Annotated in this window: 24 protein-coding genes; 11 read left to right on the top strand and 13 right to left on the bottom strand. The window is 72.5% G+C overall.

Annotation, left to right across the window (positions count from 1 at the left end):
* Positions 1–270 precede the first annotated feature (270 nt).
* Positions 271–618, bottom strand: coding sequence for a VOC family protein (locus tag ACFYM0_RS00855; protein ID WP_388495284.1), 348 nt, complete (start codon positions 616–618; stop codon positions 271–273).
* Positions 619–1044: 426 nt separating this feature from the next.
* Between ACFYM0_RS00855 and ACFYM0_RS00850 the strand changes: the two genes are divergently transcribed.
* Positions 1045–2001, top strand: a complete 957-nt coding sequence (locus ACFYM0_RS00850; protein WP_388495283.1) for a nucleoside hydrolase — start codon at positions 1045–1047, stop codon at positions 1999–2001.
* Positions 2002–2009: 8 nt separating this feature from the next.
* The gene (locus tag ACFYM0_RS00845) at positions 2010–2393 is read left to right on the top strand and encodes a VOC family protein (protein ID WP_388495282.1); all 384 of its coding nucleotides are present in this window, start codon (positions 2010–2012) and stop codon (positions 2391–2393) included.
* A 164-nt stretch (positions 2394–2557) separates the two neighbouring features.
* Here the strand turns inward: ACFYM0_RS00845 and ACFYM0_RS00840 are convergent, their stop codons facing one another.
* Positions 2558–3817 carry an FAD-dependent oxidoreductase gene (locus ACFYM0_RS00840; protein ID WP_388495281.1) on the bottom strand — a complete coding sequence of 420 codons (1260 nt, stop codon included), beginning with the start codon at positions 3815–3817 and terminating at the stop codon, positions 2558–2560.
* Positions 3818–4166: 349 nt separating this feature from the next.
* On the opposite strand from ACFYM0_RS00840, the gene lanKC reads away from it, so the two are divergent.
* Together lanKC and ACFYM0_RS00830 are read left to right on the top strand one after the other, a co-directional pair.
* The gene (lanKC, locus tag ACFYM0_RS00835; RefSeq protein ID WP_388495280.1) at positions 4167–6872 is read left to right on the top strand and encodes a class III lanthionine synthetase LanKC; all 2706 of its coding nucleotides are present in this window, start codon (positions 4167–4169) and stop codon (positions 6870–6872) included.
* Positions 6873–7287: 415 nt separating this feature from the next.
* On the top strand, positions 7288–9351 hold the full coding sequence (locus ACFYM0_RS00830) for a SpoIIE family protein phosphatase (RefSeq protein WP_388495279.1): 2064 nt from the start codon (positions 7288–7290) through the stop codon (positions 9349–9351).
* A 55-nt stretch (positions 9352–9406) separates the two neighbouring features.
* Here ACFYM0_RS00830 and ACFYM0_RS00825 read toward each other — a convergent pair whose 3' ends face one another.
* Positions 9407–10660 carry a cation:proton antiporter gene (locus ACFYM0_RS00825; RefSeq protein WP_388495278.1) on the bottom strand — a complete coding sequence of 418 codons (1254 nt, stop codon included), beginning with the start codon at positions 10658–10660 and terminating at the stop codon, positions 9407–9409.
* A 5-nt stretch (positions 10661–10665) separates the two neighbouring features.
* A complete protein-coding gene (locus ACFYM0_RS00820) occupies positions 10666–11136 on the bottom strand; it encodes a TrkA C-terminal domain-containing protein (RefSeq protein WP_327251501.1) in 471 nt (156 codons plus the stop codon).
* Positions 11137–11420: 284 nt separating this feature from the next.
* On the opposite strand from ACFYM0_RS00820, the gene ACFYM0_RS00815 reads away from it, so the two are divergent.
* Complete coding sequence (locus ACFYM0_RS00815) at positions 11421–12380, top strand: histidine kinase (RefSeq protein ID WP_388495277.1); 960 nt, start codon at positions 11421–11423, stop codon at positions 12378–12380.
* A complete protein-coding gene (locus ACFYM0_RS00810; protein ID WP_388495276.1) occupies positions 12377–13048 on the top strand; it encodes a response regulator in 672 nt (223 codons plus the stop codon). Before ACFYM0_RS00815 ends, ACFYM0_RS00810 begins: the two co-directional genes overlap by 4 nt.
* A gap of 136 nt (positions 13049–13184) precedes the next feature.
* Here the strand turns inward: ACFYM0_RS00810 and eno are convergent, their stop codons facing one another.
* Positions 13185–14501, bottom strand: a complete 1317-nt coding sequence (gene eno / locus ACFYM0_RS00805; protein ID WP_388495275.1) for a phosphopyruvate hydratase — start codon at positions 14499–14501, stop codon at positions 13185–13187.
* Positions 14502–14663: 162 nt separating this feature from the next.
* Between eno and ACFYM0_RS00800 the strand changes: the two genes are divergently transcribed.
* Together ACFYM0_RS00800 and ACFYM0_RS00795 are read left to right on the top strand one after the other, a co-directional pair.
* A complete protein-coding gene (locus ACFYM0_RS00800) occupies positions 14664–15086 on the top strand; it encodes a MarR family winged helix-turn-helix transcriptional regulator (protein ID WP_388495274.1) in 423 nt (140 codons plus the stop codon).
* A 127-nt stretch (positions 15087–15213) separates the two neighbouring features.
* Complete coding sequence (locus tag ACFYM0_RS00795) at positions 15214–15591, top strand: FKBP-type peptidyl-prolyl cis-trans isomerase (protein ID WP_388495273.1); 378 nt, start codon at positions 15214–15216, stop codon at positions 15589–15591.
* A gap of 46 nt (positions 15592–15637) precedes the next feature.
* On the opposite strand, the gene ACFYM0_RS00790 is transcribed toward ACFYM0_RS00795, so the two are convergent.
* The 3 genes from ACFYM0_RS00790 to ACFYM0_RS00780 form a co-directional block, all read right to left on the bottom strand.
* Positions 15638–17185, bottom strand: coding sequence for a hypothetical protein (locus tag ACFYM0_RS00790; protein ID WP_388495272.1), 1548 nt, complete (start codon positions 17183–17185; stop codon positions 15638–15640).
* Between the two features lie 125 nt (positions 17186–17310).
* Entirely contained in the window at positions 17311–19422 is a 2112-nt protein-coding gene (locus ACFYM0_RS00785; RefSeq protein ID WP_388495271.1) for an MMPL family transporter, read from the bottom strand.
* Positions 19423–19550: 128 nt separating this feature from the next.
* Positions 19551–20048 (bottom strand): MarR family winged helix-turn-helix transcriptional regulator, encoded by a 498-nt coding sequence (locus tag ACFYM0_RS00780; RefSeq protein ID WP_388495270.1) that lies wholly within the window; start codon positions 20046–20048, stop codon positions 19551–19553.
* 67 nt (positions 20049–20115) lie between these two features.
* On the opposite strand from ACFYM0_RS00780, the gene ACFYM0_RS00775 reads away from it, so the two are divergent.
* Positions 20116–20661, top strand: a complete 546-nt coding sequence (locus ACFYM0_RS00775) for a SixA phosphatase family protein (RefSeq protein WP_388495269.1) — start codon at positions 20116–20118, stop codon at positions 20659–20661.
* A 33-nt stretch (positions 20662–20694) separates the two neighbouring features.
* Here the strand turns inward: ACFYM0_RS00775 and ACFYM0_RS00770 are convergent, their stop codons facing one another.
* Together ACFYM0_RS00770 and ACFYM0_RS00765 are read right to left on the bottom strand one after the other, a co-directional pair.
* Positions 20695–21114: a DUF5990 family protein gene (locus ACFYM0_RS00770; protein ID WP_388495268.1), complete on the bottom strand. Its 420-nt coding sequence runs from the start codon at positions 21112–21114 to the stop codon at positions 20695–20697.
* Positions 21115–21150: 36 nt separating this feature from the next.
* A complete protein-coding gene (locus ACFYM0_RS00765) occupies positions 21151–21513 on the bottom strand; it encodes a DoxX family protein (protein ID WP_388495267.1) in 363 nt (120 codons plus the stop codon).
* A gap of 151 nt (positions 21514–21664) precedes the next feature.
* Here ACFYM0_RS00765 and ACFYM0_RS00760 point away from each other — a divergent pair, with 151 nt between their 5' ends.
* On the top strand, positions 21665–22516 hold the full coding sequence (locus tag ACFYM0_RS00760; protein ID WP_388495266.1) for a LysR substrate-binding domain-containing protein: 852 nt from the start codon (positions 21665–21667) through the stop codon (positions 22514–22516).
* 86 nt (positions 22517–22602) lie between these two features.
* Here ACFYM0_RS00760 and ACFYM0_RS00755 read toward each other — a convergent pair whose 3' ends face one another.
* The 3 genes from ACFYM0_RS00755 to ACFYM0_RS00745 form a co-directional block, all read right to left on the bottom strand.
* Positions 22603–23493, bottom strand: coding sequence for a 2OG-Fe(II) oxygenase (locus ACFYM0_RS00755; protein ID WP_388495265.1), 891 nt, complete (start codon positions 23491–23493; stop codon positions 22603–22605).
* Positions 23494–23610: 117 nt separating this feature from the next.
* On the bottom strand, positions 23611–24339 hold the full coding sequence (locus ACFYM0_RS00750; protein ID WP_388495264.1) for a hypothetical protein: 729 nt from the start codon (positions 24337–24339) through the stop codon (positions 23611–23613).
* A 111-nt stretch (positions 24340–24450) separates the two neighbouring features.
* On the bottom strand, positions 24451–24930 hold the full coding sequence (locus ACFYM0_RS00745; protein WP_388495263.1) for a hypothetical protein: 480 nt from the start codon (positions 24928–24930) through the stop codon (positions 24451–24453).
* Between the two features lie 217 nt (positions 24931–25147).
* On the opposite strand from ACFYM0_RS00745, the gene ACFYM0_RS00740 reads away from it, so the two are divergent.
* Positions 25148–26437, top strand: coding sequence for a DUF2254 family protein (locus ACFYM0_RS00740; RefSeq protein WP_388495262.1), 1290 nt, complete (start codon positions 25148–25150; stop codon positions 26435–26437).
* Positions 26438–26536 lie beyond the last annotated feature (99 nt).

Here is a 26536-nt window from a genome sequence, read left to right as displayed (position 1 = left end):
GCCTCGGCCTCAGTGGGTGAGTTTCACTCGGGAGGCTCCATCTCACACGCTGGACTAGACCTCTGGCTTTCATCGGGAACTACCGAGTGCGGTGGAACTACCTCTTCGAGGGCTCGGTGGTCGCCGTCCTGCCCCTCGCCGTCCCCCTCGCACTCATCGAACGCCGGGTCGTCTCAGGGCTCACCGCCGGGTCGGTCAAGTGACGCGGCTCTCCCAGTCGTCGGGCATCTCGCCGCTGACAGTCGTGGTGGCGAGGGCGGGCGGGCGCCGTCAGCGGTGGCCCAGCACGTTGATCACCCGGCCGCTGGGGTCGCGGACGAAGAACCGCCGCACTCCCCACTCCTCGTCCTGCAGGGGGTGGACGATCTCGGCGCCGCGCTCCCGCATGACCGCGTAGGCCGCGTCCACGTCGTCCACCTCCACGCTCAGGTCCGGAACGACCGGCGCGGTCCGGTCGGCGGCCATGAAGCTGATCTGCGCTGCCGGGTGGGAGGGAGAGGCGAGCGTCATGATCCAGCCGTGGTTCATGACCTCCTCGAACCCCAGCAATCCGTAGAACTCCCGGCTCTCCTGCACTGCCTGCGACCGGACGTTGGGCACGACACGACGAACGGACATCCGACGACTCCACGTGAGGGAAGGGCACCTGCGGGACTACCCAGGAGTACTACGTCGCAGCCCTCCGCGCACGCAGCCCCACCCCGTGGTTCAATTCCGCCGGACGTCTTCGACGATCTGGACGGCGAACGGCGCCGGCTCGCTCGCCTGGACCCCGATGGCCGGACCCCGGCGGTCGGACCCCGGGACCCCGGCGGTCGGGGGCGAACGCGGTCTGTACGTTTACGACTTCAGACCATGAATCAGCCGACTGACCCGTTCTGGAGGGGCCGAGCCGGCGTACTCCCCATAGGCCTCGGGCATCCGGACGCCGGCCTTCCCCCAGCTCCTCCGGCTCGTCCCGGCCGCTCCCCGGGCGCCTCCTGGTCACGGGCCCCGGGCGGCGCCACACTGGAGGGGCCACGACCCCGCACCGGTAGGAGCGACGTGCCCGTCCCGATCATCATCGACTGCGATCCCGGACACGACGACGCCCTCGCGATCATGCTGGCGGCCGGGGACCCCGCGGTCGATCTGCTCGCCATCACCACGGTCGCGGGCAATCAGACGCTCGACAAGACCACCCTGAACGCGCGGCGCGTGTGCACGGTCGCCGGGATCACCGATGTGCCCATCGCGGCGGGCTGCGGCAGGCCGCTCGTCCAGGCGCTCAGCGTCGCGGAGGACGTGCACGGCGTCTCCGGCCTCGACGGGCCGATGTTCCCGGAGCCCACCGTGGACGTCGTCCCGGAGCACGCGGTGGACCTCATCCACCGGATGCTGAACGGGCATCCGGAGCCGGTCACCCTCGTACCCACGGCGCCGTTGACCAATATCGCCCTCCTGCTGACCCGCTTTCCTCAGGACGCTTCCCGTATCCGCGAGATCGTCCTGATGGGCGGATCGACGGAGCGGGGCAACCGGACCCCGGCAGCCGAGTTCAACATCCTCACGGATCCGGAGGCCGCGGACATCGTCTTCCGCAGTGGCGTGCCCGTCACCATGTGCGGTCTCAACGTGACGCACCAGGCGCTGGCCACGCCCGAGGTGGTGGCCCGCTTCGAGGGGCTCGGTACGCCCCTCGGAGACATGTGCGCCGAGTTGTTGACCTTCTTCGCGTCCACGTACCGCACGCTGTGGGGGTTCCCGCACCCGCCGTTGCACGACCCCGTCGCGGTGGCCCGGGTCATCGATCCCGGGCTCGTGCACTGCGTGGACGCGAACGTCGTCGTGGAGTTGCACGGCCGGTACACACGCGGCGCCACCGTGGTGGACCTGCTGCGTGACGTCGACCGCCCGGTCAACGCCCGAGTCGCGGTGGGTCTGGAGACCGACCGGTTCTGGGACCGGATGATCGCCGCCGTCACGGCCCTCGGAGCCCGTACGCCGCGCGAGCGAGGATAGGGGCCACGGTGCACGTACTGGGCAGCAGGATTCTGCTGCGTCCCACGGACCCCGAGCGCTCGCGCGCCTTCTACGGCGACACCCTGGGGCTCGCCGTCTACCGCGAGTTCGGCACCGGCCCCGAGCGGGGAACGGTCTACTTCCTCGGGGGCGGGTTCCTCGAGGTATCGGGGCGCGCCCAGGCTCCGCCCGCGCCCGGCCTGCGACTGTGGCTCCAAGTCGCGGACGTGCAGGCCGCGTACGAGGAACTGCGCGTCCGGGGCACCGAAGTGCTGCGGCCGCCACGGCGCGAGGCCTGGGGCCTGATCGAGATGTGGATCGCCGACCCCGACGGCGTGCGCATCGCGGTGGTGGAGGTGCCGGCGGACCACCCGCTGCGCTTTCGCCCCTGACCGGGTACGGGCTCGCCGCCGGCGCGAAGCGGGCGATGCCGGGGCTGACCGGGCCGTCGTGGCGGAGGAACTCCTCGATCGCGCCCGGCAGCAGGACGGGATCGCAGCGCAGCAGGTCGAGCTGGCCGGGGCGGCGCAGGGGAGAACGACCGGGCGGCGCCCGCTCACGGCGCCTCCCGCACGACGGAGCCGCCCCGGAGGGATTGCGCCGGCGGCCGCTCGCGCAGGGCCCCGTAGGCGATGAAGTAGGCCGGCACCCGGTTCAGCCACCGCGAGTCGGTGACGAGCTCGGTCAGCCGCTGCGCCGCCTGCGGGTGACCGAACGCGGTGCGCCCGGCCAGCAGGGGTTCGATGACCCGGGCGTGGGCCAGGCGTTGCAGGCCCTGTGTCGCCACCGTCGTGGGCATGCGGCGGTGCTGTACGCGGCGCACGTCGTGCAGCCCCACGGTCCTCGCCCGGAGCGGTTCCACGAGGTGCCGGGCCGCGGCCACCGCGTCCTGGACGGCGAGGTTGATGCCGATGCCGAAGACCGGCGACATGGCATGGGCGGCGTCGCCGATGCACAGCAGCCCCGGTCGGTGCCAGCGGCGCAGCCGGTCCAGCCGTACGTCGAGCAGCTTGACCTCGTCCCATGAGGTGACCGAGTGCGCCCGGTCGGCCAGCCAGGGGACGGCCCCCGTGAACCGGTCCATGAACCGTTCCAGGCCTTCCGCGCGAAGCTCGGCATCGGTTCCCTTGGGGATGAGCCCGGCGATCTGCCAGTAGTCGCCGCGGTCGATGAGTGCGCTGAAGAACCGCTCGCCCAGGCCTCCCACGAGCCCGCTGGGATCGCTCTCGTGGCGCGGCATCCGGAACCACCAGGCGTCCATCGGGCACGGGAAGTTCTCCAGGCCGAGCTCGGGCAGCATCCTGGCGAAGGATCCGCGGCCGTCGCAGGCGACGGTCAGCGTGGCCCGGAGTTCGCCGGTGGCGCCGTCCGCGGTGCGGTACCGCACTCCCGCCACCCGGCCGCGTTCCATGAGGAAGGACGTCGCCTCGGTGTTCATGCGCAGCCGGAAGGACGGTTCCTTGCGCGCCTCGTCGGCGAGCAGGTCGAGCAGGTCCCACTGCGGCACCATCGCGATGTAGTTGTACTTCCCGGGCAGCGCCCCGATGTTCCCGACCGTGACGAGGGAGCGGTCCGGCCCGATGGGCAGCTGGACGGAGGTCACGCGCCGCTGGGGCAGTCGCGCGAACCGCTCGGCGAGGCCGATGTCGTCCAGTAGCGACAGGGTGGACGGATGCACGGTGTCGCCGCGGAAATCGCGGAGGAAGTCGCCGTGTTTCTCCAGCACGGTGACCTCCACCCCGGCCCGCGCCAGCAGCAGGGCCAGCACCATCCCGGCGGGCCCGCCTCCCACCACACAGCAGGTCGTACGCTCCACGGCAACCCATCCCTTCGCAGACATCCGCCAAGCCCAACGACGTATACCCCACGAGGGGCTCGGTCGCGGTGGCGCCGTGCGAGTCGGCCGGCCACCGGCTCGAACACGGCCCGGTTGGGACGCCCTTGGCCCCTCCACCACCGACGGGCCCGGCACACCACCACCGCTCGACCGGCGACGACGAAAGTTCGACGTGCCCCGGCCCGGCCGCCATCACCCTCCTCGACCCCGACCCCACCTGGCGACACCGGACCCATGCCGCCGCTGAACCGCCTCCACAACTGCCGGTCCCGGCGTCCGGCGCGCGAGACCGTTGTGGCGGCCCACCACCACCCCGCGAGGAGATTCCGTGCTCGAAGGCTTCGGCGAAGCGCTCGCGGACCGGGAGTACTACCTGCCGCTGCCCAGCGTGGCCGACCCCGGGCCGCGCTTCGCTCCCAGCGAGGTGCCGCCGGGCCTGCGCGGCGCCGACCAGGGCATCTGGACCGCCTGGGGCAGTGCGCGGGGCGGGTTCGCCGAGCAGGGCTGGAAGATCCACGTGTCGGCGCGGCTGGACCGGGCGCAGCACGTGCTCGACACCGTCGCCCGGATCTGTTTCTCCGAAGGCGTGCCGTTCAAGCATCTGAGCGCCCGGCTCTTCTTCCTGTTCCTCCATCACAAACATGCGGGGCGGGCCCAGGCGGGCAAGTTCTGCGCCGTCTACCCGCCGGACACGGCGACCGCCCGCCGGCTGCTGGAACGCCTGCGCGACGCGCTCGACGGGGAGGAGGGTCCGTACGTCCTCACCGACCGGCGCTTTCGCGATTCGCGGACCGTCCACTACCGCTACGGCTCCTTCAGCGGCCGCGGCCGGCTGCTGGCCGACGGCACCCGGGAGGGGCTGGTCCGCGACGGCTCCGGCCGCGAGGTCCCGGACCTGCGGCTGCCCGCCTTCCACCTGCCCTCGGGGATCGCGGACCCCTTCGTCGAGCAGGAGGAGCAGCCGCACTCGGGCCCGATCCTGATCCGTGACTACGAGGTGACCCGCGCGGTGCGCCTGAGCAACGCCGGCGGCACCTACCAGGCCCTGGACCGGCGGACCGGCCGCACCGTCTTCGTCAAGGAGGCCCGCGCCCACAACGGCCTGGTCTTCGACGGGACCGACGCGCAGCAGCGGCTGCGACACGAGCACCGCGTGCTGCGCGAGCTGCACGCGGCCGCCCCCGGGGTGGGGCCGGAGCCGCTGGACCACTTCACGGAGTGGGAGCACGACTTCCTCGTCACCGAGTACGTCGCCGGGCAGCCGCTGGTGGGCTGGCTGAGCAGGTCTTCCCCGCTGGCCCGCGCCGACCGCACGGCGGGGTCCGTCGCCTCGTACTACGGGGCCTGCCGGCACCTGCTGGCCGCGCTGGACGCCGCGCTCGAGCGGCTGCACTCCGCCGGGTACCGGTTCGGTGACCTCAGCCTGGGCAACATCATGGTCACGCCGTCGGGCGGGATCCGGCTGGTGGACTTCGAGGCGGCCTCGGCGCTGTCCGCGGCACCCTCCGCGATGGGCACCCCGGGATTCACGCCGCCGCCCGGCGTGCTCCGGGACGGCGCCGATCCGCTACTGCAGGACCGTTACGGCATGGCGGCGGTCGCGCTCGCCTTCCTGGCGCCCTTCAACGAGCTCGCCGAACACGCGCCCGCCAACCTCGCACTGCTGCGCCGTGACCTCGCGGACGTGGCTCCGCCGCAGGACCTGTGGCAGCGGGCCACCGCCTTCCACCTGACGGGGAACCAGGCACAGGCACAGGACCAGACCCAGGCGCAGGCCCCGGCGCAGGCCCAGGCACTGGACCAGACCCAGGACGGTCCCTACCGCCTGCCCTCCCCCGCCGAGCTGGACACCGATCCGCGGGGCTGCCTCACCCGGCTGGCCGGGGAGGTGGCCGCGGGGCTGCTGGAGATGGCCGACGCCGACCGGCCGGAGTGGGCCTTCCCGCCCTCGCCGGAAGCCTTCCGGACCAACAACGTGTGCCTGGCGTACGGCACGGCCGGGGTGGTGCACGCCCTGCACCGCGCCGGGGCCGCGGTGCCGGAGGAGATCCGCGAGCGGCTCCGCCGCGACACGCTGGCGCAGCGCGACGCGCTGCCCCCCGGACTGCTCGTCGGCTCGGCCGGCATCGGCCGGGTACTGGCCGGCCTCGGCCTGCTGGACGAGGCGGCCGACCTGCTCCGGGACGCCGACGACCACCCGCTCACCGCCTCCTGCGGCACGCTGGCCGGAGGGCGGGCCGGGGTCGGCCTGGGCTGGCTCGCCCTGCACCGGCTGACCGGAGAGAGCAGCCACCTGGAGCGGGCCGCCGCGGCAGGAGAGGGCCTGCTGCGGACCCCCGACCTGCCTGCCACGCTCGGCGAGCACGACGCCCGCGGCCTGCTGCACGGCCGCTCGGGGGTCGCCCTCTTCCTCCACCGCCTGGCCCGCGGCACCGGCGAGGCCCGCTATCTGGAGGCGGGCCGCCTGCTGCTCCACCAGGAGCTGGACCGGACCTTTCCGCTGGACGACGGCTCCCTGTCCATATCCGACCATGCGCGGCTCACCCGTGCCATGCCGTACCTGGCCACGGGCGCGGCCGGTGTCGCGACGGCGCTCACCCGCTACGTGGCCACCGCGCCGGACGAGCGCTGCGCCGCGGCGCTGCCGAGGCTGGTCGCCGGCATCCGGGTCTCCTGCGCCACGAAGGAGGCGGGCCTGTACCGGGGGCTGGCCGGACTGACCTGGTTCCTGACCGAGCACGCCGAGCACGCCGGCGCGGACACCGCCGGCTCGAACGCCGACCGCGGGAACACCGCCCGCGGGGACGCCGTCCGCGCCGCGACCGGCTTGCTGAAGTACGCCGTCCCGTACCGGCGCGGTGTCCGTTTCCTCGGAGCGGGTTCGCAGCGGTTCACCGCCGACCTGTCCGGCGGCGGGGCCGGCGTCCTGCTGGCCCTCCACCGCCTGCTGACCGGCCCGCTCCTGACGGACCCCCACCGCGCACGTCCCGGGATCCCGGCAGCCGCCGGATCGCGCCGGGCGGGCGCCCCATGAACCCCTGGGCACGGCGGCGAGCAGCCCCGTGCCGAGGTATGCAGTTGCCAACCGACACGACCCCGAGAAGAAAGTGGAGGACATCCATGAGCCAGATCCTCGCGCTCCAGGAATTGGACACCGAGCCGGAGGCCTCTTACTTCCCCTGCTTCAGCGTTGCCTGGAGCATCAGCGACATCTTCCCCGACCCGATGTAACCGGCCCGGTGCAACCGGCCGGCACCCGTTGCGGGCCGGCACCCCTTGCGGGCCGGGACCCCTTGCGGGCCGGCACCCCTTGCGGGCCGGGACCGGTGGCCGAGCCACGGGTCCCGGCCCGCTGCGTTCCCCTGCCCCGCGGCGCGGCGCGCTTCCCGCCGCGCACCGCCGGTGGGGCCCGCATAATGGATGGAACGGCGGGTGGAAGGGGACGTCTCGTGCCATCGGCTCTGCCGGGGGGCGAGAAGGCTCACGGCCCGTTCTGGTCCGAGCCGGGGACGCTGCTGGAGCACGTGCCCGTGGCCGTCTTCGGCATCGATGACGGCGACCTCGTCTGTTACTGGGGGCCCGGCGCACGGGACCTCTTCGGGTACGACTCCACCGAGGTCCTGTCCGGGCCCGGCGCCGTTCTCTTCGCCGACGGGGCCCGGAGCGGATCCGATTCCTGTACCCGGCTGACGGAGCGGGGCCGGACCCTCGGGTACTGGCGGGGCCGGCTGCCGGCACGGCATCGTGACGCCACGGTCTTCGAGTGCGGTTTCCGGGCCTTCTCCGTGACCGGAACCGGAGGACGTTCGGTGGTGATGGTCCTGGCGAGCCGCAGCGGTGAGCTCGACCGGGTCAAGACCAACCTCGCCTTCCTCGACGCGCTCTTCGAGACCTGCCCCATCGGTCTGGTCATGCTCGACCCGGACCTGCGGTACGTCCACCTCAACCAGGCGCTCGCCGACATGGACGGCCTTCCGATCGAGGCGCACCTCGGGCGGCACATGGACGAATTCATGATCATGTCCGATGGCGGCGAGTACCTGCGCATGCTCCGGGCCGTCGCGCTGGGCGGAGCGCCGGTGGTGGGGACGCTGGTGGGTCTGCGCCCGCGCGGACATCCGGACCGTGACCAGGTGCGGTCGGTGAGTTTCTTCCCCCTGAGTCAGGCGGTCGGCTCGCGCCCCGGGGTGGGCGGACTGATGGTGGACGTGACGGACCGGGAGCAGGCCATCCTGGAAGCCACCGCCAGCCGTCGGCGACTGGCTCTGCTGGACGGGGCCTCCACGCGCATCGGGACCACCCTGGACGTGAACATCACGGCCCAGGAGCTGGTCGACGCGTCGATGCCGGACTTCTGCGACGGCGCCGTGGTCGAGGTCGTGGAGTGGATGGACGAGGACGAGGTCTTCGACCCGGCGAGGTTGCTGGTCACCCGCCGGATCGCCTCCGGGACGATCCTGCCCCCTCCGGCCACCGAACTCGTGAGCGGCGTGGAGACGGTGCGGTATCCGCCCGGCTCCGTCATCCACGACATGCTGCGAACCGGTCGTGCGATCTCGGCCGTGGTGAACGAGGAGTTCCTGGCCCGGACCGTCCTCATCGAGTCACGCGCGCGGCTCTTCGCCGAGAGCGGGTTGGCCTGCGTCCTCGTCGCCCCGCTCATCGCCCGGGGCACCGTCCAGGGGATCGCCATGTTCGGCCGGTCCGGGGACCGGCCGGCCTTCACCCGGGACGACGTCAGCCTGGCGGGTGAGCTCGCCTCACGTGCCGCGATCTGCCTGGACAACGCCCGTCTGTACAGCCGTGTCCAGGACATCGCCCTCACACTGCAGCGAGCCCTGCTGCCCAGCGCGTTGGCGACAAGCCCGTACGTGGACGTGGCCCACCGGTACGTGCCCGGCAGCCGGATCACCGAGGTCGGCGGCGACTGGTACGACGTGATCAACCTGCCCGACGGCCGGGTCGTCCTCGTGGTGGGCGACGTGATGGGGCACGGGGTGTCGGCCGCCGCGGCCATGGGCCGCCTCCGCATCACCACCAAGGCCCTGGCCAGGCACGACAGCGAGCCCGCCGAGCTGCTCGCCGAGCTCGACGCGTGTGCCCAGGAAGCCGGCATCGAGCTGGCGACGTGCCTGCACATCGTCTACGACCCGAAGACCGGCCGCGCCCGCATCGCCAGCGCCGGCCATCCCCCGCCCCTGGTGCTCCGACCGGACGGCACGGTGGAGACCATCGACGAGGTCCTGGGAGTCCCCCTCGGCGTCGGCGGCTTCCCCTTCCGGACGACCGAGATCGAACTCCCCGCGAACGCGACCCTCGCCCTGTACACCGACGGCCTCATCGAGGCACGCGGCCGGGACATCGACGCCGGCCTGGAGGCACTGCGCATCGAACTGGCCGGAAAATCAGTGGCGTTGGAAGAAATGGCGGACCGCATCCTCGCGAACCTGCTGCCCTCCCCGCCGACCGACGACACCGTTCTCATCCTCGCCCGCGTCCACCGCGCCCCGTAGAACACGGCGAGACGGCGAAGACGGCTGCCGCCGACCACCGCCCCCGTGTCCCCGCTCACGCCCGGCCGGCGGGATCCTGTGCCTGGTCCTGAAGGTCCTCCGAGGGTCCCTGCCCGGACGGCACCGCGGCCGGGGTGGCCGCTCCCGCAGGGGTGCGGGAGCTGCCGACCCAGGCGGCCACGGGTTCGGTGAAGCGGGCGGTCAGCGGGCCGATCACCACGAGTATCAGCACGTATGCGGTGGCGAGCGGGCCCATCGCGGGCTCGATGCCGGAGGTGACGGCGAGACCGGCGATGACGATGGAGAACTCCCCGCGGGCCACGAGCGTGCCCCCGGCCCGCCAGCGCCCCTTGACCCCGATGCCGGCCCGCTTCGCGGCCCAGTACCCGGTTGCGATCTTCGTGCCGGCGGTGATGACCGCCAGGGCCAGTGCGGGCAGCAGGACGGGCGGGATGCTCGCGGGGTCGGTGTGCAGGCCGAAGAAGACGAAGAACACGGCGGCGAAGAGGTCCCGGAGCGGGCTGAGCAGGGTGTGGGTGCCCTCGGCGACCTCGCCGGACAGGGCGATGCCCACGAGGAACGCGCCCACGGCGGCGGAGACCTGGAGCTGCTGGGCGATGCCCGCGACGAGCAGGGTCAGGCCGAGGACCACGAGGAGGAGCTTCTCGGGGTCGTCGCTGGACACGAAGCGGGAGATGTGGCGTCCGTAGCGGACCGCGATGAACAGGACCGCTCCGGCGACGCCGAGGGCGATGGCCAGGGTCGCACTGCCCGCGGCGAGGCTCACGCCGGCGAGGAGGGCGGTGATGATCGGCAGGTAGACGGCCATCGCGAGGTCTTCGAGGACCAGGATGGACAGGATGACCGGAGTCTCGCGGTTGCCGACCCGGCCCAGGTCTCCCATGACCTTGGCGATGACTCCGGAGGAGGAGATCCATGTGACGCCGGCCAGGACCACGGCGGCGACGGGGCTCCAGCCCATGAGCAGGGCGGCGGCCGCGCCGGGAACCGCGTTGAGGCCGAAGTCGACCAACCCGGCCGGGTACTGGGTCTTGAGGTTGGAGACCAGATCGGTGGCCGTGTACTCCAGGCCGAGCATGAGCAGGAGGAGGATCACGCCGATCTCGGCGCCGATCGCGACGAACTCCTCGCTCGCCCCCATGGGCAGCAGTCCGCCGGTACCGAAGGCCAGACCGGCCAGGAGGTAGAGGGGGATGGGGGAGAACTTCAGGCGTCCGGCGACCCGGCCGAGCAGGCCCAGGCCGAGGATGATCGCGCCGAACTCGATGAGGAACACAGCGGAGTGCACCGGCGTCACTCCCGCCCGAGTATCGCGGCGGCGGCATCGACGCCCTCGCGGGTGCCGATCACGATGAGGGTGTCCCCGCCCGCGAGGCGGAAGTCCGGCGCGGGCGAGGGCCGGGCTTCCGCCCGGCGCAGTACCGCCACGATCGAGACGCCGGTATCGGTGCGCATCCGGGTCTCGCCCAGCACCCGTCCGTTCCAGTACGAGTGGGCCGACAGCTCGATCCGCTCGGCCACCAGGCCGAGATCGGTGGTGTGCAGGACGTTGGGGCTGTGGTGGGCGGGCATCAGCGCGTCGATCAGCGAGGCCGTCTCCGCACCCGTCAGGTGCAGGGACTGGGCGCAGGCGTCGGGGTCGTCGGCCCGGTAGAGGTTCACGGTCCGTGTGCCGTCGCGGTGCGCGACCACGGACAGGTGGCGGCGCTCGCGGGTGGTGAGGTCGTACTGGACCCCGATGCCGGGCAGTGGTGTGGTGCTCATCCGTGGAGCAGGCACAGCTGTCCCCCCTCGTGTTCGTTCCGTACGCGTGATGCCGTCGGCGGTGTGGGCTTGGTCCCGGCAGGAGACGGCCGCTCGGCAGCCCCATCGTGCCATTTTCCGAGCGGTCGGAATATGGGTGCCGGCACGGATGGACATAGGCCCGGCAAGACGACAGGCTGCAGGGGTCACCGGCCCCACCGCAGCTCACAGTGGGTGCGTGCGTGTGCTGACGAACCAGCGGGGGTGAGCGCGCCGACCGGGCGGGCAACGAGGGAGAGGCGGACATGTCGCTGTACTGGCGGATCTTCCTGCTGAACGCCGCCGTTCTCGTCGCGGCCGTGTCGCTGCTGCTGGGCCCGGTCACCGTCTCCACCCCGGTCCTGTTCGGAGAAGCCGTCGTCCTGCTCGGGGGGTTGGCGGCCATGCTGATCGCGAACGCCGTTCTGCTCCGCGTCGGCCTCGCACCCCTCGGCCGGCTGACCCGGGCCATGAGCTCGGTCGACCTGCTGCGTCCCGGTGGCCGGACCCGTGTGGAGGGTCCCGGTGAGGTCGCCGAGCTGACCACCTCGTTCAACGCGATGCTGGGCCGGCTGGAGGCCGAGCGCGCGAGCAGCAGTGCCCGGGCCCTCTCCGCGCAGGAGGCCGAACGGCGCCGCATCGCCCAGGAGCTGCACGACGAGGTCGGCCAGACCCTCACGGCCGTCCTGCTCCAGCTCAAGCACGCCGCCGACCGGACCCCGGCCCCTCTGCGCGAGGAACTGCGCCAGGTGCAGGAGACCACCCGCACCAGCCTGGACGAAATCCGCCGCATCGCCCGGCGCTTGCGCCCGGGCGTGCTGGAAGAACTGGGCCTGCACAGCGCGCTGCGGGCGCTCACGACGGAGTTCGGCACCGTGTCGCTCTCCGTACGGCACTTCATCGCGCCGGGATTGCCCGAGCTGGACGAGGCCACGGAACTGGTCGTCTACCGGGTCGCCCAGGAAGCCCTGACCAACGCGGCTCGCCACGCGGGCGCGAGCAACGTCGAAGTGCACCTCTGCGACCGGCCCGCGGGAGCCGTACGACTCCTCGTGCGGGACGACGGCGCGGGCATCGGCCTGGCGGCCGAGGGTGCCGGGGTTCAGGGCATGCGTGAACGCGCCCTGCTGATCGGCGCCGATCTCGCCATCGGAGGCGGCCCGCACGGCGGAACCGACGTACGACTGGACGTCCCCACGGACAGGACCGGGGAAAGCCGCCGATGACCGCACCGCGACGACCGGCCGCCCCGACCCGCGTCCTGCTCGCCGACGACCACGCCCTCGTCCGGCGGGGCGTACGGCTCATCCTCGACTCCGAGCCGGACCTGACGGTGGTCGCCGAGGCCGGAGACGGAGCCGAAGCCGTCGCCCTGGCCCGTACCCAGGACGTCGACCTCGCCGTTCTGGACGTCTCGATGCCCCGCATGACCGGCCTCCAGGCCGCCCGGGAGCTCTCCCGACTGCGGCCGGAGCTGAGGATCCTCATCCTCACGATGTACGACAACGAGCAGTACTTCTTCGAGGCCTTGAAGGCCGGAGCCGCCGGCTACGTCCCCAAGTACGTCGCCGACCGCGACCTGGTCGAGGCCTGCCGCGCGGCGATCCGGGACGAGCCGTTCATCTACCCGGGCGCCGAGACCACCTTGATCCGCAACTACCTGGACGGCGCCCGCCAGCGGGATCCGCTGCCGGCCCGGGCGATCACCGAGCGCGAGGAGGAGATCCTCAAGCTCGTGGCCGAAGGCCACTCGTCCAAGGAGATCGGTGAGCTGCTGGTGATCAGCGCGAAGACGGTGGAACGCCACCGGTCGAACCTGCTCCAGAAGCTGGGGATGCGAGACCGCGTGGAGCTGACCCGCTATGCGATCCGGGTGGGCCTGATCGAGCCGTAGGAGCCGAATCGACAGGAGCCGGGCAGGACGGCCGGGGCCTTTTCCCGTCCTGGCTGGTCGAGGCCGTGGCGGACGGTGTGCGACGCCGAATCGGCGGCTTCAGCGAGCAGTTGCCCGACGGGCCCCGCCGGCAGCCTCATGCCCGGCGGAGTGCGGAGCGGCCCGCGTAGCGTGCCGAGGAGCCCAGCTCCTCTTCGATCCGGATCAGCTGGTTGTACTTCGCCGTGCGGTCGGACCGGGACAGCGAGCCGGTCTTGATCTGACCGCAGCCGGTCGCCACGGCCAGATCCGCGATGGTGGTGTCCTCCGTCTCGCCCGAGCGGTGCGACATGACGGCCGTCCAGCCCGCCTGGTGGGCCGTGGCAACTGCGGCCAGTGCCTCGGTCAGGGTGCCGATCTGGTTGACCTTGATCAGGATCGAGTTGCCGGCTCCGGTACGGATGCCCTCGCGCAGCAAGGTCTCACTGGTGCAGAACAGGTCGTCGCCGGTGAGCTGGCAGCGGTCGCCGACGCGGGCGGTGAGCTCGCGCCAGCCGTCCCAGTCGTTCTCCGCCATCGGGTCCTCGATGGAGATGACCGGGTAGGAGTCGATGAGCTTGACCAGGTAGTCGACGTTCTCGGAGGGGGTGCGGCGCACTCCCTCGCCCGCGTAGTCGTAGACCCCGTCGCGGAAGAACTCCGAGGACGCCGGGTCCATGATCAGCCCGATGTCCGTGCCGGGGCGGTAGCCGGTGCGCTCGATGGCGGCCATCACGAAGTCGAGCGCCTCTTCGGCGGTACGCAGCGCGGGCGCGAAGCCGCCCTCGTCGCCGACGCCCGTGGAGTGGCCGGCGGCCAGCAGGTCGCGGCGCAGGGTGTGGAAGACCTCGCTGCCCATGCGCACGGCTTCGGCGAAGGTGTCCGCGCCGACGGGCGCGATCATGAACTCCTGGAAGTCCAGCGGATTGTCCGCGTGGGCCCCGCCGTTGACGATGTTCATCATCGGCAGCGGCAGGAGGTGGGCACCGGCGCCGCCGAGGTGGCGGTAGAGGGGCAGGCGGTGGGCCGCTGCGGCGGCCTTCGCGGTGGCGAGGGAGACGCCGAGGATCGCGTTGGCGCCGAGCCGGGACTTCGTCGCCGTGCCGTCGAGGGCGACGAGGGCGGCGTCGAGACCCGCCTGGTCCGCGGCGTCCCGGCCGCGTACGGTCGCCGCGATCTCCCCGTTGACGTGGGCCACCGCGCGGTCGACGCCCTTGCCGTGCCAGCGCGTCGAGTCCCCGTCGCGCAGCTCCACGGCTTCCCGGGCGCCGGTGGAGGCGCCCGAGGGGACGGCCGCCCGCCCCAGGGACCCGTCCGTCAGGACGACGTCGACCTCGACCGTGGGGTTGCCCCGGCTGTCGATGATCCGGCGGGCGGTCACGCTCTCGATGGTGGCGTCGGTGACTTCGGTGGGTCCGGCTGCCTGTGCGGACATGGTGGTTCCTCCCCGTTCTCGTGTGCCGTGGCCCCGGCTGCGACAGCGCTGGCGCTGGGCCCGACGACTCAAACCCTACAGCAATGCTGTTCAGTTTTGCTGTGCAGCATTGCTGTGCAGGTCAGGTGCACAGCAATGCTGCACAGCGGGGTAAAGTGCCCTATGCCCACCTCGGAAGCCGCCGCCATCGCCGCAGAACTGCGCACCGCGATGGGCAAGCTGACCCGGCGCATCAAGCACGAGGACCGCATCCCGCTGGGCCAGGTCGCCGTGCTCGGCACCCTCGACCGCGACGGCGCCATGACCACCAGCGACCTCGCCGCCGATCAGCGCGTCCGCCCCCAGTCGATGGCCCGCGCCGTGGGGCTCCTCATGGAACAGAACCTGATCACGCGCCGGGCGCACCCCACGGACGGCCGGAAGTCGCTGGTCGAGCTGTCGGACGCGGGCCGGGCGGCGCTCGAAGCGGAGCGCGGCCGCAGGGCCGGCTGGCTCGCGCAGGCCATCGAAGCCGAACTCGACGACGAGGAGCGGTCGGTGCTGGCACGCAGCGCCGCCCTGCTGGAGCGGCTCGCCACGCGCTAGGACCCCGTGGGGTTTGATGTACTTCGGTCGATCGGCGTTCTGGGTAGCGTGATCATCTACGGCATGGAGTGACCATGCGCCCGGCCGGCCCGTACGAGGGATTCCGGCGGAGAGCGATGAGGCTGCGATGAGTGAACTGACGAAGCCCGAGATCGAACGTCCGGAGGGTGACGCTCCCCAGGAGCTGACGATCCGGGACCTCGTCCTCGGGGACGGGGCCGAGGCGAAGCCGGGCAGGGTCGTACGGGTCCACTACGTCGGGGTCACCTTCGAGTCCGGCAAGGAGTTCGACGCCTCCTGGGACCGGGGCGAACCGTTCAAGTTCGCCGTGGGTGGCGGGCGGGTCATCAAGGGCTGGGACCGGGGACTCCGGGGGATGAAGGTCGGCGGCCGGCGCGAGATCGTCGTTCCCCCGCGCCTCGGCTACGGCAACCAGTCCCCCTCCCCGTTGATCCCGGCGGGTTCCACCCTCGTCTTCGTGGTGGACCTGCTCTCCGTGGTCTGAGCAAGACCTGCCCCTCCCCGGCACCGCGGCCGTGCCCGCCCGGCCCTCAGGGGACGTCCGCGACGGCGGCCTTCGGCGTGGTGGCGTACTTCTCTTCGGACCGGGTTTCGAGGGTGATCTCGATGCCGCGGATGCTGAAGTGGCGACCCGGGTGCAGGCCGGCGGCCCGCATGGCCCGTTCCTGGGCGGCGGCGGTCTCCTCGGCGGCCGTCCGGGCCGCGGCGGAGAGATGGGTGCACATCACGTGCCACACGCGGGGCGCGCCTTCCAGGCGGTGGGCCAGGGTGGCCGGGTCGGCGGGCGGATTGTCGAGCGCATCGGCCGCGGCGGCCGTGCCGGAGCGGCCCAGGTCGGTGCGCCGGGCGAACGCCTCCTGAAACGCGGTGGAGATCAGGCCGCAGCGGGCACCGGTGAACAGGACGGCGTCACCGGGTGCGCCGTGGACGCGCAGGATCCTGACGACGGCCAGGGTGTCCCAGGAACGGCTCTGCTCCAGCCGGATCGCGCGGTGGCAGAAGGCCAGGGGCGCGGACACGGCCAGGACCAGCGCGACACGGGACCACCAGGGCAGTGCGAGGACTCCGGCGGCGATCAGCAGGGCCGGCGCGGGCAGGCAGAAGACCAGGTAGCGGTAGGCGAACACGGGCTGGGCCAGGGTGGCCAGGGCGAGGAGCGCCGGGGGTACGACCAGCCATGGGACGCCCACGGCACGGATCAGGGGCGGGCTGGTGCGCCGCCGTACGGCGAGAGCTCCCAGGGCGATCAGCGTCGAGCCGATGAGCAGCAGCTTGAACGAGGTCAGGAGGGTGTCCTGGCCGGGATACAGGAGCCAGGACCAGAGGGCCAACGGGGTGCCGGCGGTGACCGGGGCGGACGTCCCTACGGCGGAGCGCTGGGTCAGGGCCAGGAAGAGGAGCGGCGCCGTGGCAGTGATGCCCGCTGCCTGGGCGACGGCCAGGCGGAGCGTCGTGCCGCGCCCGGGACGGATCCAGGCGACGGTGATCGCGTGGGCCGCGAGCAGGAGCAGCCCCATGATGTTGAACCAGCCCAACACCGCGACGAGTACCGCGTACGTGATCGGCCACCGTCGCCGGCGGTCGCCGGTCAGGACCTTGGCCAGGGCTCCGGTGGCCAGGACGGCCGCCGCCATGACGAAGGCGAACGAGCGCCCTTCCTGCGCGTACCTGGACGCCGTCGGCGCCACCGCGAGGGCCAGTCCCGCGCACGCGCCGAGTCGGGCCCCGCCGAGCGACCGGCCCAGCCACACCGTCCCGGCCACGGCGACGGCGACGGCCGCCGCGGACGGGACCCGCATCGTGAACTCGTTCACCGAGGCGACCTGCCCCACCAGGTGCATCAGTGCGTAGTGCAGACCGTGTACGGCGTCGACCCGGCCGAGCAGCGCGAACAGCTCCGGCCACGACCGACGCGCCACGTCCATGGTGACGATCTCGTCCGTCCACGGGGACGGGCCCGTGTTGCCCCGGACTCCGAGCGCGAAGGCGAGGACCGGCATCGCCCACCCGGCCACGCGCAGGGCCGCGGCGGAGCGGGGAGAGTCCTGCCCGCCGCGTGCTTGCGTGTGCCGTGCCACTGTGTCCGTCCCGATCCGAGGCTGACCGCCCAGGTTGCCGCAATCCCCGCACCGCGGGCCTCGGCCGAACGGCCGATCCTCCGCCGGGCCGCCCGGTACGCGCACCGGGCGCGGGTCCGGGTACGTCAGGCGCCGGGTACGGGCGGGGCCTCTTCCTGGCGGCGACTGAGGCGGCCGGGCCACCAGGCCGCCGGGCCGATGTCCCGGACGAGGGCCGGAACAAGGAGGGAGCGCACGACGAGGGTGTCGAGGAGGACTCCGAAGGCGACGATGAAGGCGATCTGCAGCATGAAGGCCAGCGGGATGACGCCGAGCGCCGCGAACGTGGCGGCGAGGACGACGCCCGCGGAGGTGATCACGCCGCCGGTGGCGACGAGGCCGCGCAGCACTCCCTGGCGGGTGCCGTGCAGCAAGGATTCCTCGCGTACGCGGGACATCAGGAAGATGTTGTAGTCGACGCCGAGGGCGACCAGGAAGACGAATCCGTAGAGGGGTACGGAGGAGTCGGTTCCGCTGAATCCCAGCAGTTGTTGGAACACGATCGCGGAAACCCCCAGTGTCGCCACGAAGCTGAGGGCGACCGTGGCCACCAGCAGCAGGGGCATCAGGAGCGACCGCAGCAGGGCGATGAGGATGGCCAGGATGATGACGAGGACGACCGGGATGATGAGGGTGCGGTCGTGCTCGGCCGTTCGCTGGGTGTCGTACCGCTGCGCGGTGTAGCCGCCGACCAGGGCGTCGGCGCCCGGGACCGCGTGGACGGCCTCCCGCAGCCGGACGACGGCCTGCTGCGCGGCGCCGCTGTCGGCGGGGGCTTCGAGGGTGGCGTCGACGCGGACTCTGCCGCCCGCCACGAGCGGGGTCCTGTCCGCCGGTCCGGCCGCGCCCACCGGGGTCACGCCGGCGACTCCGCCGACGCGAAGGGCGGCTTGCACCACCTGGGCGAGCTGCTTCTCGTTGGCGATGACGACCGCGGGGTTCCCGGACCCTCCGGGGAAGTGCCTGCTCAGGGTCTGCTGGGCGGCAACGGACGGGGCGTCGTTCACGAAGATCTCGTCCAGGGGTACCCCCTTGGCGTCGAGGGTCGGCGCGAACGCGGCGCACGCCAGGAGTGCGGCCAGGCTGACGGCCCAGACTTTTCGCGGCCCGCGGTCGACGGTCTTGGCGATGGTTTCCCAGATCCCGCGGCCGGCGCCCTCCTCTCCCGCGTGTCGGATGCGGGCGGGCCAGTAGGCCGTGCGGCCGAGGAGGAGCAGGACGGCCGGCAGGAAGGTGAGCGTGCTCAGGAGTGCGCAGAGGATGCCGACGGCTCCGACGGGGCCCAGTGCGCGGTTGTTGGTGAGATCGCTCAGCAGCAGGGCCAGCAGTCCGAGGGCGACGGTGGCGGCGCTCGCCGTGATGGGTCCGGCCGACCGGCGCAGGGCCGCACGCGCGGCCGTGAAGCGGTCCTCGTGCTTCCGGAGCTCCTCGCGGAAGCGCGCCGTGAACAGGAGGGCGTAGTCGGTGGCCGCGCCGATCACGAGGATCGAAAGGATCCCCTGCACCTGTCCGTCGACGCGGACGACACCGCGGTCGGCGAGGGCGTAGACGATCGCGCAGGCGAGGCCGAGGGAGAAGACCGCACCGATGATGATCACGAAGGGCAGCAGCACGCTGCGGTAGACCAGGAGCAGGATCAGCAGGACGGCGACGAGGGCGACGGCGAGCAGCAGCCCGTCGATCCCGGCGAACGCGTCGGCGAGGTCGGCCTGGGTGGCCGCCGGTCCGGCGATCCGCACGGTGGTACCGGGGACGTGGGCTGCGGCGTCCGCGACCTCCCGCAGGGCCCCGGGCAGCATCTCCCCGAGGTCGGGCTTCAGCTGGACGACGCCCTGCAGGGCCTCGCCGTCGTCCGAGAGGACCGCGGGAGTGGACGGTCCGGCCACCAGGTCGGTGCCGTTGAAACCGGCCAGGGCCCGGGTGGCCTCCTCCTGCTGACGGCTTGCGAGCTTGCCGCCCGCGGTCTTCCCGGTCCACACGATGACCGCGGGAAGGCTCTCGCTCTGCCGGAAGGCCTTCTGCTCCTCGACGACCCGGGTGGACTCGGCGGTCGTGGGCAGGAAGGCGGCCTGGTCGTTGGTGGCCACCTCGCCGAGTTTCCCGGCGTACGGGCCGAGACCGCCTCCGACGAGCAGCCAGGTGACGACCAGGACGACGGGGACCAGCCATCGGGTGAGCCGTGATGAGCCTGCGGACATGACGCTCCTGTGGATCCGATCCAATTCACTGATCAAGAATCTCAATGATTGAAATAAATTAGCCCATGCGCGTTCGCACACCTCCTACTTCTCCGCGAACGGCGCGTCTGGATGCGGCGGACTCGGATTCAGCGCCGCGGGGCGCGAAGGTCGCCGAGTTCCTCGTTGACCGCGCCGAGGAACCTCAGGGCGATCGCGAGCTCCTCGTCGCTGAAGCGCTGCCGGGCGCGGTCCGTGGCGGCGGCCAGGGGCATGAAGGACGAGCGTGCCGCCGCCCTGGCACCCTGCGCATAGCGGACGTGCACGACGCGGCGGTCCTCGCTCTCCCTCGAGCGCGTGACGTGTCCGGCGCGCTCCAGCCGGTCCAGGCAGGCCGTGACGGCGCCCGAGGTGAGGCCGAGGTGCTCGCGAAGACCGCCGGGAGTGAGGGGTTCGGCACTGTCCAGGATGACGGACAGGGCATGGACGTCCGTGGGATGCAGGCCCTGGTCGTGCGCGAAGCCGTGGACCAGGCGGTTGGTCTCTCCGTTCAACCGCCTCAACTGCACGGCGAAAGCCTGGAGGCTCACCTCACCGGTCCCTTCCGGGACGCTCCCACCGGAACTGCGCTCACCCGTGTCGGCCATCGGACCAGCGTATAGAAGGGCATCGGGCATCGGGAACGTGCGAGGCTGGGGCCATGAGGCCGAGATCATGAGCGCGGAATCCGCCGCCCGCCTGGTGCTGCTGCGCCACGCCAAGTCCGCCTGGCCCGATGTCGCGGACCATGAGCGGCCGCTCGGTCCGCGGGGGCTCCGGGATGCGCCCGCGGCAGGTCTCTGGCTGCGCGACGCCGGCTGCGTGCCCTCGCTGGTCATCTGTTCCACCGCCCGGCGGACCCGCGAGACCTGGGCGCTGGCAGCCGCGCAGCTCGGCGCGGCGGTACCGGTGCGCTTCGACGACCGGGTCTACGCCGCCGAGCCGGAGGAACTGCTGGAGGTGGTGTCGGAAGCGCCGGAGGAGGTCAGGACGCTGCTGCTCGTCGGTCACAACCCGGGCCTGGAGGATCTGGCCCTGAGCCTCGCCCGGGAGGCCGTGGACGCCGCGGACGCCGCGGAGGCCGAAGCGATCGCGCGTCTGTCGGAGAAGTTCCCGACGTCTGCGATCGCGGTGCTCGCCTGCCCCGGTCCCTGGCGGGAACTCGCACCGGGCTCGGCCCGGCTGGCCGATTTCGCCGTCCCCCGGGGCCCGAAACCCTGACGCACGCACGCGGCCGGGCCGCCTCAGCTCAGATCAGCTCCAGGCGATGCCCGGCGGGCGAATGGTGGCGCACACGGGCATCCCGCAGGGATCCGTCAGCCGGAGTTCCGCTTCGGCCGCACCCCGTTCGACGGCGAGCGCGGGGAGGTCTCCGAGCATCAGCTTGGCGCGGCGGAACATCGTGAACGCTCCGCCGGGCGGCAGCTCTCCCCACGTCAGATACAGGAACCGGGCCCCGCGTCGCCCGTGTACGTGAGGCCCCCGGAAGTCCCGGGCACCTTCCGGTGTGGCGACCGCCTCGACGGTGAACTCCCAGACCGCCCGGGCTGCGTCCCCGGGAACGGGGCCTTCGGGCTCGCGCCCGCGCTGCACGGCGACGTGGACGTCCCGGTATCCGCCGCATTCGCGACCCGGCAGATCGTGGCCGGTGACGCGCAGAGAGAGCGATGACATGCGCACCACGGTGTCACGTATCACGGCCGGCCGGGGTCACAGCCAGGTCGTGGCCAGCCAGGCCGTGACGGTGGCGGTGAGGAGGACCGCGAGGTTGAGGGCAACCTGGCGTTCTCCCCGCATCAGATGGACCCCGGTCGCGCCGATCTGCAGGACCACGAAACCGAGGGCCGCGGCCGGGGCCGCCCAGGGCGCGATGCCGGTCAGCGGCGGAAGGATCAGCCCGGCGGCACCGAGCACTTCGATCGTCCCGATGGCCCTGACGGCCGGCATCGGGGTGCTGTCCACCCACGCCATCATCGGCCGGAGCTGCTCACGGCTGCGGACCACCTTCACCCCGCCCGCGTAGAGGGAGAAGAGAGCGAGCAGGCCGGCAGCGATCCAGTAGGCGATGTTCACGTTTTCCATCCTTGGTTGCCGGTTGCGGGAGAGGGCCTTGCGCGGTGCGGGCTTCGGTGCGCCGGTCGTGCTCCGATTCCACCGCCCGGGCACCGCGGTCGTCCAAGACCCGTTCCGCGCTGCCGATACCGTGCCGGTATCGTTGCCGGTCATGGAGCTGCGCACGCTGCGCTATTTCGTGGCCGTCGCCGAAGAACTCCACTTCGGCCGGGCGGCCGCCCGGCTGCACATGAGCCAGCCGCCGCTGAGCCGGGCCGTCAAGCAGTTGGAGACCGAGGTCGGCGCCGCGCTGTTCGACCGGTCGCCCGCCGGGGTCGCGCTCACTCCGGTGGGGGCGGTGCTCCTCGACGAGGCGTACGCCCTGCTCGAACGGGCCGACCGGGTGCGCACGCGCGTGGCGGCGGCGGCCGGCGCCGCGGTGATCACCGTAGGCGTCCTGGGGGACTCCACCGATCCGGGTGCGACCCGGCTGGCCGGTGCGTACCGCCGGCAGCATCCCGGGGTCGAGGTACGCATCCGCGAGACCGACCTGACCGATCCCACGTGCGGGCTGCGCGCCGGACTGGTGGACATCGCGCTGACCCGCGCCCCGTTCGACGGAACCGGCCTGACCCTGCGCGAGCTGCGGGCCGACCCGGTGGGAGCCGTGCTCCGCGCCGACGACCCGCTGGCCCGACGCGACCACCTGACGCTGGCCGACCTGGCCGACCGGCCGTGGTTCCAGTTCCCGGACGGCACCGACCCGCTGTGGCGGGCCTACTGGAACGGCGGCGAGCCCCGTGAGGGCCCGGCCGTGCGCGCCGTCCAGGAGTGCTTGCAGGCCGTGCTGTGGAACGGCACGGTCGGCATGACCCCCCTCGGGCACGGCACGCCCGCGGAGCTTGCCGTGGTACCGGTGACGGACATGGCGCCGAGCCGCGTGGTGGCCGCCTGGAACCGGGGCGACACCAACCCGCTCGTCCGCTCCTTCGTCCGGATCGCGACCGCCGCCTACCGCGACTGACCGCCGCGGCCGCGTGCGTCGGGACGCGGTCGGCCCCGTCACTCGGCGGAACGGCGCCTGCCCCGTTGGCCGGCCCCTCTCCGGCATCAGCGCGAACGAGGCGCCGTACGGGACGTCGTACGGGCCGGCGGGAGCGCGAGCCGGGTCGCGGGGTCGGCGGCCGGGAGTGCGATGGGGCCGGCACCGTCGTGGTCGTGGTCGTGGTCGTGCCCGATGTCCGTCAGCGGGCGGGTGTGTTCGGCCGCGCGGGCCATCCACGAAAGGATCCCGAACGGCGGGCGGTGCACCGCGGCTTGGGACTCGACACCGCTGATCCACGTCGTGAGGGTGAACCGGTGATCGGCGAACTGCCCGCTGGGGCACGTGGACGGGACGACCTCGTGGAAGGCGCTCGCCGGGAAGAAGACGATGGTGTCGTGCTCGGGTTCGACGGTGCGGTAGGACTCCGCGGGCTGCGCCGCGCCACCGGCCAGCAGAGTGTCGTACAGCCGGAGTTGGCCACCGTCGAAGCCGCGGGGCCTGCGGTGGAGGTAGTACACGGCCGACAGGGCCGTACCGACGTCGCGGACCCGTGAGGCGTCGGTGTGCATGCCGTAGTGCCCCCCTTCGCCGTGCGCGGTCAGGACCGTCGAGGTCCGCGTGAGCGCGGCCCGGTGACCGAGCACCTCCTGGACGAGCGGCAGACAGTCCGCGAGGTGCCGGCTCAGCACGGAGCTGGTCACGGGGAGGACGAGGGAGCTGCGGCCTTTGCGGGAAACCTGGCCCGACAGCGGATCCAGGACCGTTCCGGCGCGAAAGTCGGGCTGCCGGGCTATCGCGTACTTCAGCAAGCGGGCGGCGCGTTCGGCACCCAGGAAGTTTTCCAGACGGCAGACCGGGGCCGGCACCACCGGGGTCGTGGACCATCGGTCCGAGGGAGGCAGGTCGCGGGTGCTGATTTCCGTCGGCGTGGCCGGTTCCTTTGCGTATCCGCTCATGGCCCGGAACCGTAAACGGAATCACCCGGGCCGCCGAAGGGGCACATGGGGGCGCACGGGAGTACACCGCCCACGACCTCACGGGGAGGGACGGGCGAGCCCGCCCCTCCCCGTGGCTCAGTGGGCGTGACCGTCGTCGTGCGGCGTCCGCGCGGGAGCGGGCTCCACGGTCGGCGGGGCGCCGGGGGCGGGCACCGCCGGGCTCGCCGGGGTGGCGGCAGGAGCATGGTCGTCCGCGGCGGGTTCTTCCGCGGTGCCGTGGCTGTGGCCGCCGCCGGGCGCGCTCTCCATGGAGGCCGCGACCTCCCGCAGGCCGAGGAAGGCCAGTGCGGCGGTGACGAGGACGGCCAGGCCGATGAGGCCGAAGATCCGGCGCGCCGGGGTGTCGGCGTCCCTGATCACGTAGGCGACGAAGGAGACGACGAGTCCGGCGGGGACGAGGACGGCGCCGCGGGCCGGGAAGTCGTCGAAGTGCTGGAGGCCGCCGCTGAGCATGCCGATGCCGAAGGACAGCAGCAGCGAGGCGCCCATCACCAGCAGCAGACGGGGCAGTCCGGGACGCTCCCTGGTGAGCACGAACTCGTTGAGGGCGGTCGCGGCGAGGAAGACGAGGGCCCCGTACACGGCGATGCGGGTGTAGCGGTCGGGGTCGAGCGGGTGGTGCACGACGGCGCCGCTGATGAGGCCGGCGCCGACGAAGTAGCCGACGTAGCCGAGGTACCGGGCGGCCAGGGACCGCTTCCGGGCCAGGCCGGCGATGTGTTTGCGCCGGGCGGCGCGTCCCGTGGCGGGAGCGTCCGGCGAGGTGTCCGCGGTCCGGGCACCGAGGAGCTGGGGCGAAGTCACGTACGAGTTCCTTTGGATGCTGCATGCATGGCTCATCGCCCCGTCCGCCACGCGAGGGCGGGCCGGGGTCTGCGATGAGAGTCGGGTCAGAGCGGGGCGGAGCGCCCGGTTCTATACCCGCTGCACCACGGAGCCGATGACGCTTCGCAAGGGTGGAAAGCCGGACGGGACGGTCGGCGCCCACGGGCCCGGCCGCAGCGCGGCGACGGCGGGGGACAGATCGCCGAGGGGAACCAGCGGTGGCTCGGGCAGCTCCGCACCCTGCTGGGGATGACCTGAGACGCACGCCTCGGCCGGGTGGCCGTGCCCATCGCCGTCGCCGTGCCCATCGCCGTCGCCATCACCATCACCATCGTGCCCGCGGGGCGCCGCGGCGCCGTGAGGATCCGCGCCGTCGGCACGGTCGGCACCGACGGCGTCCAGGTGTACGACGGGGACGGCGCCGCGGGCGACATGCGCCGAGGCGCTGTCGGCTCCGGCGGCATGCGTGTACAGGAGGGCGAACAGCAGGGCGGCCAGCCACAGCAGCCGCAGCGCACCCGCCGGACGGCGGGCCCGCTTCGCGCTGGATGCGGCTCGGGCCGTGATCATGGCAGGACCCTATCCGGTGGCCGGAATCCGCCGTGTGGCAGCCCCGTTGACGGGAGGCGTACGGCCGCGGTCGGTTCGACCGGGCGCCCCGCCCGCACCCGGACGGCAAGACTCCCCCGAAACGGCATGCGTCCGGCATTGCGCCGCCCGCTCTCGCGGCTCCCGTGGTTGCATCCTCATCGGAAGGATGCGTTCACCGGGACCTGGAGGAGGCTGGATGTCCGGCTCGGCTGACGACCCCGCGCGCCGCCGGGTCCGGGACCGCCGACCCGGACGGGGTGCGTCGTTCCGCCCTCCCCCGCGCGCGATGCGCCGGGATCTGGCCCAGCTCGTCTGCGCGGTCGCCGGCGTGGCCCTGGGGGTGCTGGTCCCGAGGATCTCGCCGGGCCCCCAGGTGGATGCCGGACCCGTGGTGACGCTCCTGTTCACGCTCGGGTTCGGCGTCATCAGCCTGGTGAGCATCATCTACTCGATGCTGTTCCTGGTCATCCAGTTCTCCGCCAGCACCTTCACTCCGCGCCTCGGCCTCTTCCGCGACGACCCGATCGTGTGGCGCACCTTCGCCTTCACCGTCGGCGTGTTCGTCTTCAGCATCACCTCGGGACTGGCCGTCGGCGCCCGCAGGACGACCGTGTCGACCCTCGTTCCCGGCACCGCCATGGTGCTCACGCTGATCGCGCTCGCCCTCATGCGGACCCTGCAGACCAGGGCGTTCCATTCGATCCAGCTCGGCCACTCCCTGACTGCGATCGCCACGCGCGCGCACCGGCTGTTCGACGACGTGTACGTACGGCCGTACGACCCGGACGCGGCCACGATCGCGGGCCCGCCGCCCCGGGCCGCCGGTTCCACCGCCGTCCTCTGGTCCGGACCGGCCGTGGTGATCCAGCAGATCGACGTCCGCACCCTGGTCGCCCTGGCCGAGGAGCACGACTGCTCGATCGCCTTCCTCGTCTCCCCGGGAACGGCCGTGTCACGGGGCATGACGCTGGCCGGGGTGACCGGAGGCGAGCTCCCCGAGGCGGCGCTGCGCGGCGCTTTGGAGACTGGAGTCGAGCGCACCTTCGACCAGGACCCCGACCTGCCCTTCCGCCTCCTCGCCGACATCGCGCTGCGCGCTCTGTCCCCCGCCGTCAACGACCCGGCCACGGCGGTGGAGAGCATGGACCGCCTCGAAGACCTGCTGACCCGACTCGGCGGCCTGGATCTGGGCATCGGCCACTTCGCCGACGAGGGCGGCCGGTTGCGGGTGACGATCCCGGTGCCGGACTGGGAGCACTACCTGCGGACGGCCGTCGACGACGTGCTCTCCTCCGCCGCCGGCTCCCCGATGGCCCTGCGCAGGATGCGCGACCTGCTGAGCGGGCTGGCGGACCGCATCCCGGAGAGCCGGCGCGGGATCGTCCGGGACCGGCTCCGGTGGGTCGACCGGGCGGGGAGCGAAAGGTACCCCCTCGTCTGGACCACCTCACCGGGAGGGGAAACCCCTGCCCCGGGTCCGGCGTGAACCTCCCACGACGCCGCCGAGCGCGGTGCCCGGCCCCTGGGCGCGCAGACTCCCCGCGATGACGCTCGGCGGCGTCAGCACCGACGACGAAGGGCCGTC

It is taken from the genome of Streptomyces sp. NPDC006487 (assembly GCF_042870555.1).
Lineage (GTDB): Bacteria > Actinomycetota > Actinomycetes > Streptomycetales > Streptomycetaceae > Streptomyces.
The sequence above is the reverse complement of the archived record's forward strand: the minus strand, read 5'-3'. Positions and strand labels throughout refer to the sequence as shown.

Bases quoted from the DNA above. Each gene is read 5' to 3' on its own strand.
- ACFYM0_RS00770 (WP_388495268.1), bottom strand. From the start codon at position 21,114: ATGTCATCGCTCTCTCTGCGCGTCACCGGCCACGATCTGCCGGGTCGC.
- ACFYM0_RS00800 (WP_388495274.1), top strand. From the start codon at position 14,664: ATGCCCACCTCGGAAGCCGCCGCCATCGCCGCAGAACTGCGCACCGCG.
- eno (WP_388495275.1), bottom strand. From the start codon at position 14,501: ATGTCCGCACAGGCAGCCGGACCCACCGAAGTCACCGACGCCACCATC.
- ACFYM0_RS00760 (WP_388495266.1), top strand. From the start codon at position 21,665: ATGGAGCTGCGCACGCTGCGCTATTTCGTGGCCGTCGCCGAAGAACTC.
- ACFYM0_RS00795 (WP_388495273.1), top strand. From the start codon at position 15,214: ATGAGTGAACTGACGAAGCCCGAGATCGAACGTCCGGAGGGTGACGCT.
- ACFYM0_RS00740 (WP_388495262.1), top strand. From the start codon at position 25,148: ATGTCCGGCTCGGCTGACGACCCCGCGCGCCGCCGGGTCCGGGACCGC.
- ACFYM0_RS00815 (WP_388495277.1), top strand. From the start codon at position 11,421: ATGTCGCTGTACTGGCGGATCTTCCTGCTGAACGCCGCCGTTCTCGTC.
- ACFYM0_RS00855 (WP_388495284.1), bottom strand. From the start codon at position 618: ATGTCCGTTCGTCGTGTCGTGCCCAACGTCCGGTCGCAGGCAGTGCAG.
- ACFYM0_RS00775 (WP_388495269.1), top strand. From the start codon at position 20,116: ATGAGCGCGGAATCCGCCGCCCGCCTGGTGCTGCTGCGCCACGCCAAG.
- ACFYM0_RS00810 (WP_388495276.1), top strand. From the start codon at position 12,377: ATGACCGCACCGCGACGACCGGCCGCCCCGACCCGCGTCCTGCTCGCC.
- ACFYM0_RS00820 (WP_327251501.1), bottom strand. From the start codon at position 11,136: ATGAGCACCACACCACTGCCCGGCATCGGGGTCCAGTACGACCTCACC.
- ACFYM0_RS00755 (WP_388495265.1), bottom strand. From the start codon at position 23,493: ATGAGCGGATACGCAAAGGAACCGGCCACGCCGACGGAAATCAGCACC.
- ACFYM0_RS00780 (WP_388495270.1), bottom strand. From the start codon at position 20,048: ATGGCCGACACGGGTGAGCGCAGTTCCGGTGGGAGCGTCCCGGAAGGG.
- ACFYM0_RS00785 (WP_388495271.1), bottom strand. From the start codon at position 19,422: ATGTCCGCAGGCTCATCACGGCTCACCCGATGGCTGGTCCCCGTCGTC.
- ACFYM0_RS00745 (WP_388495263.1), bottom strand. From the start codon at position 24,930: ATGATCACGGCCCGAGCCGCATCCAGCGCGAAGCGGGCCCGCCGTCCG.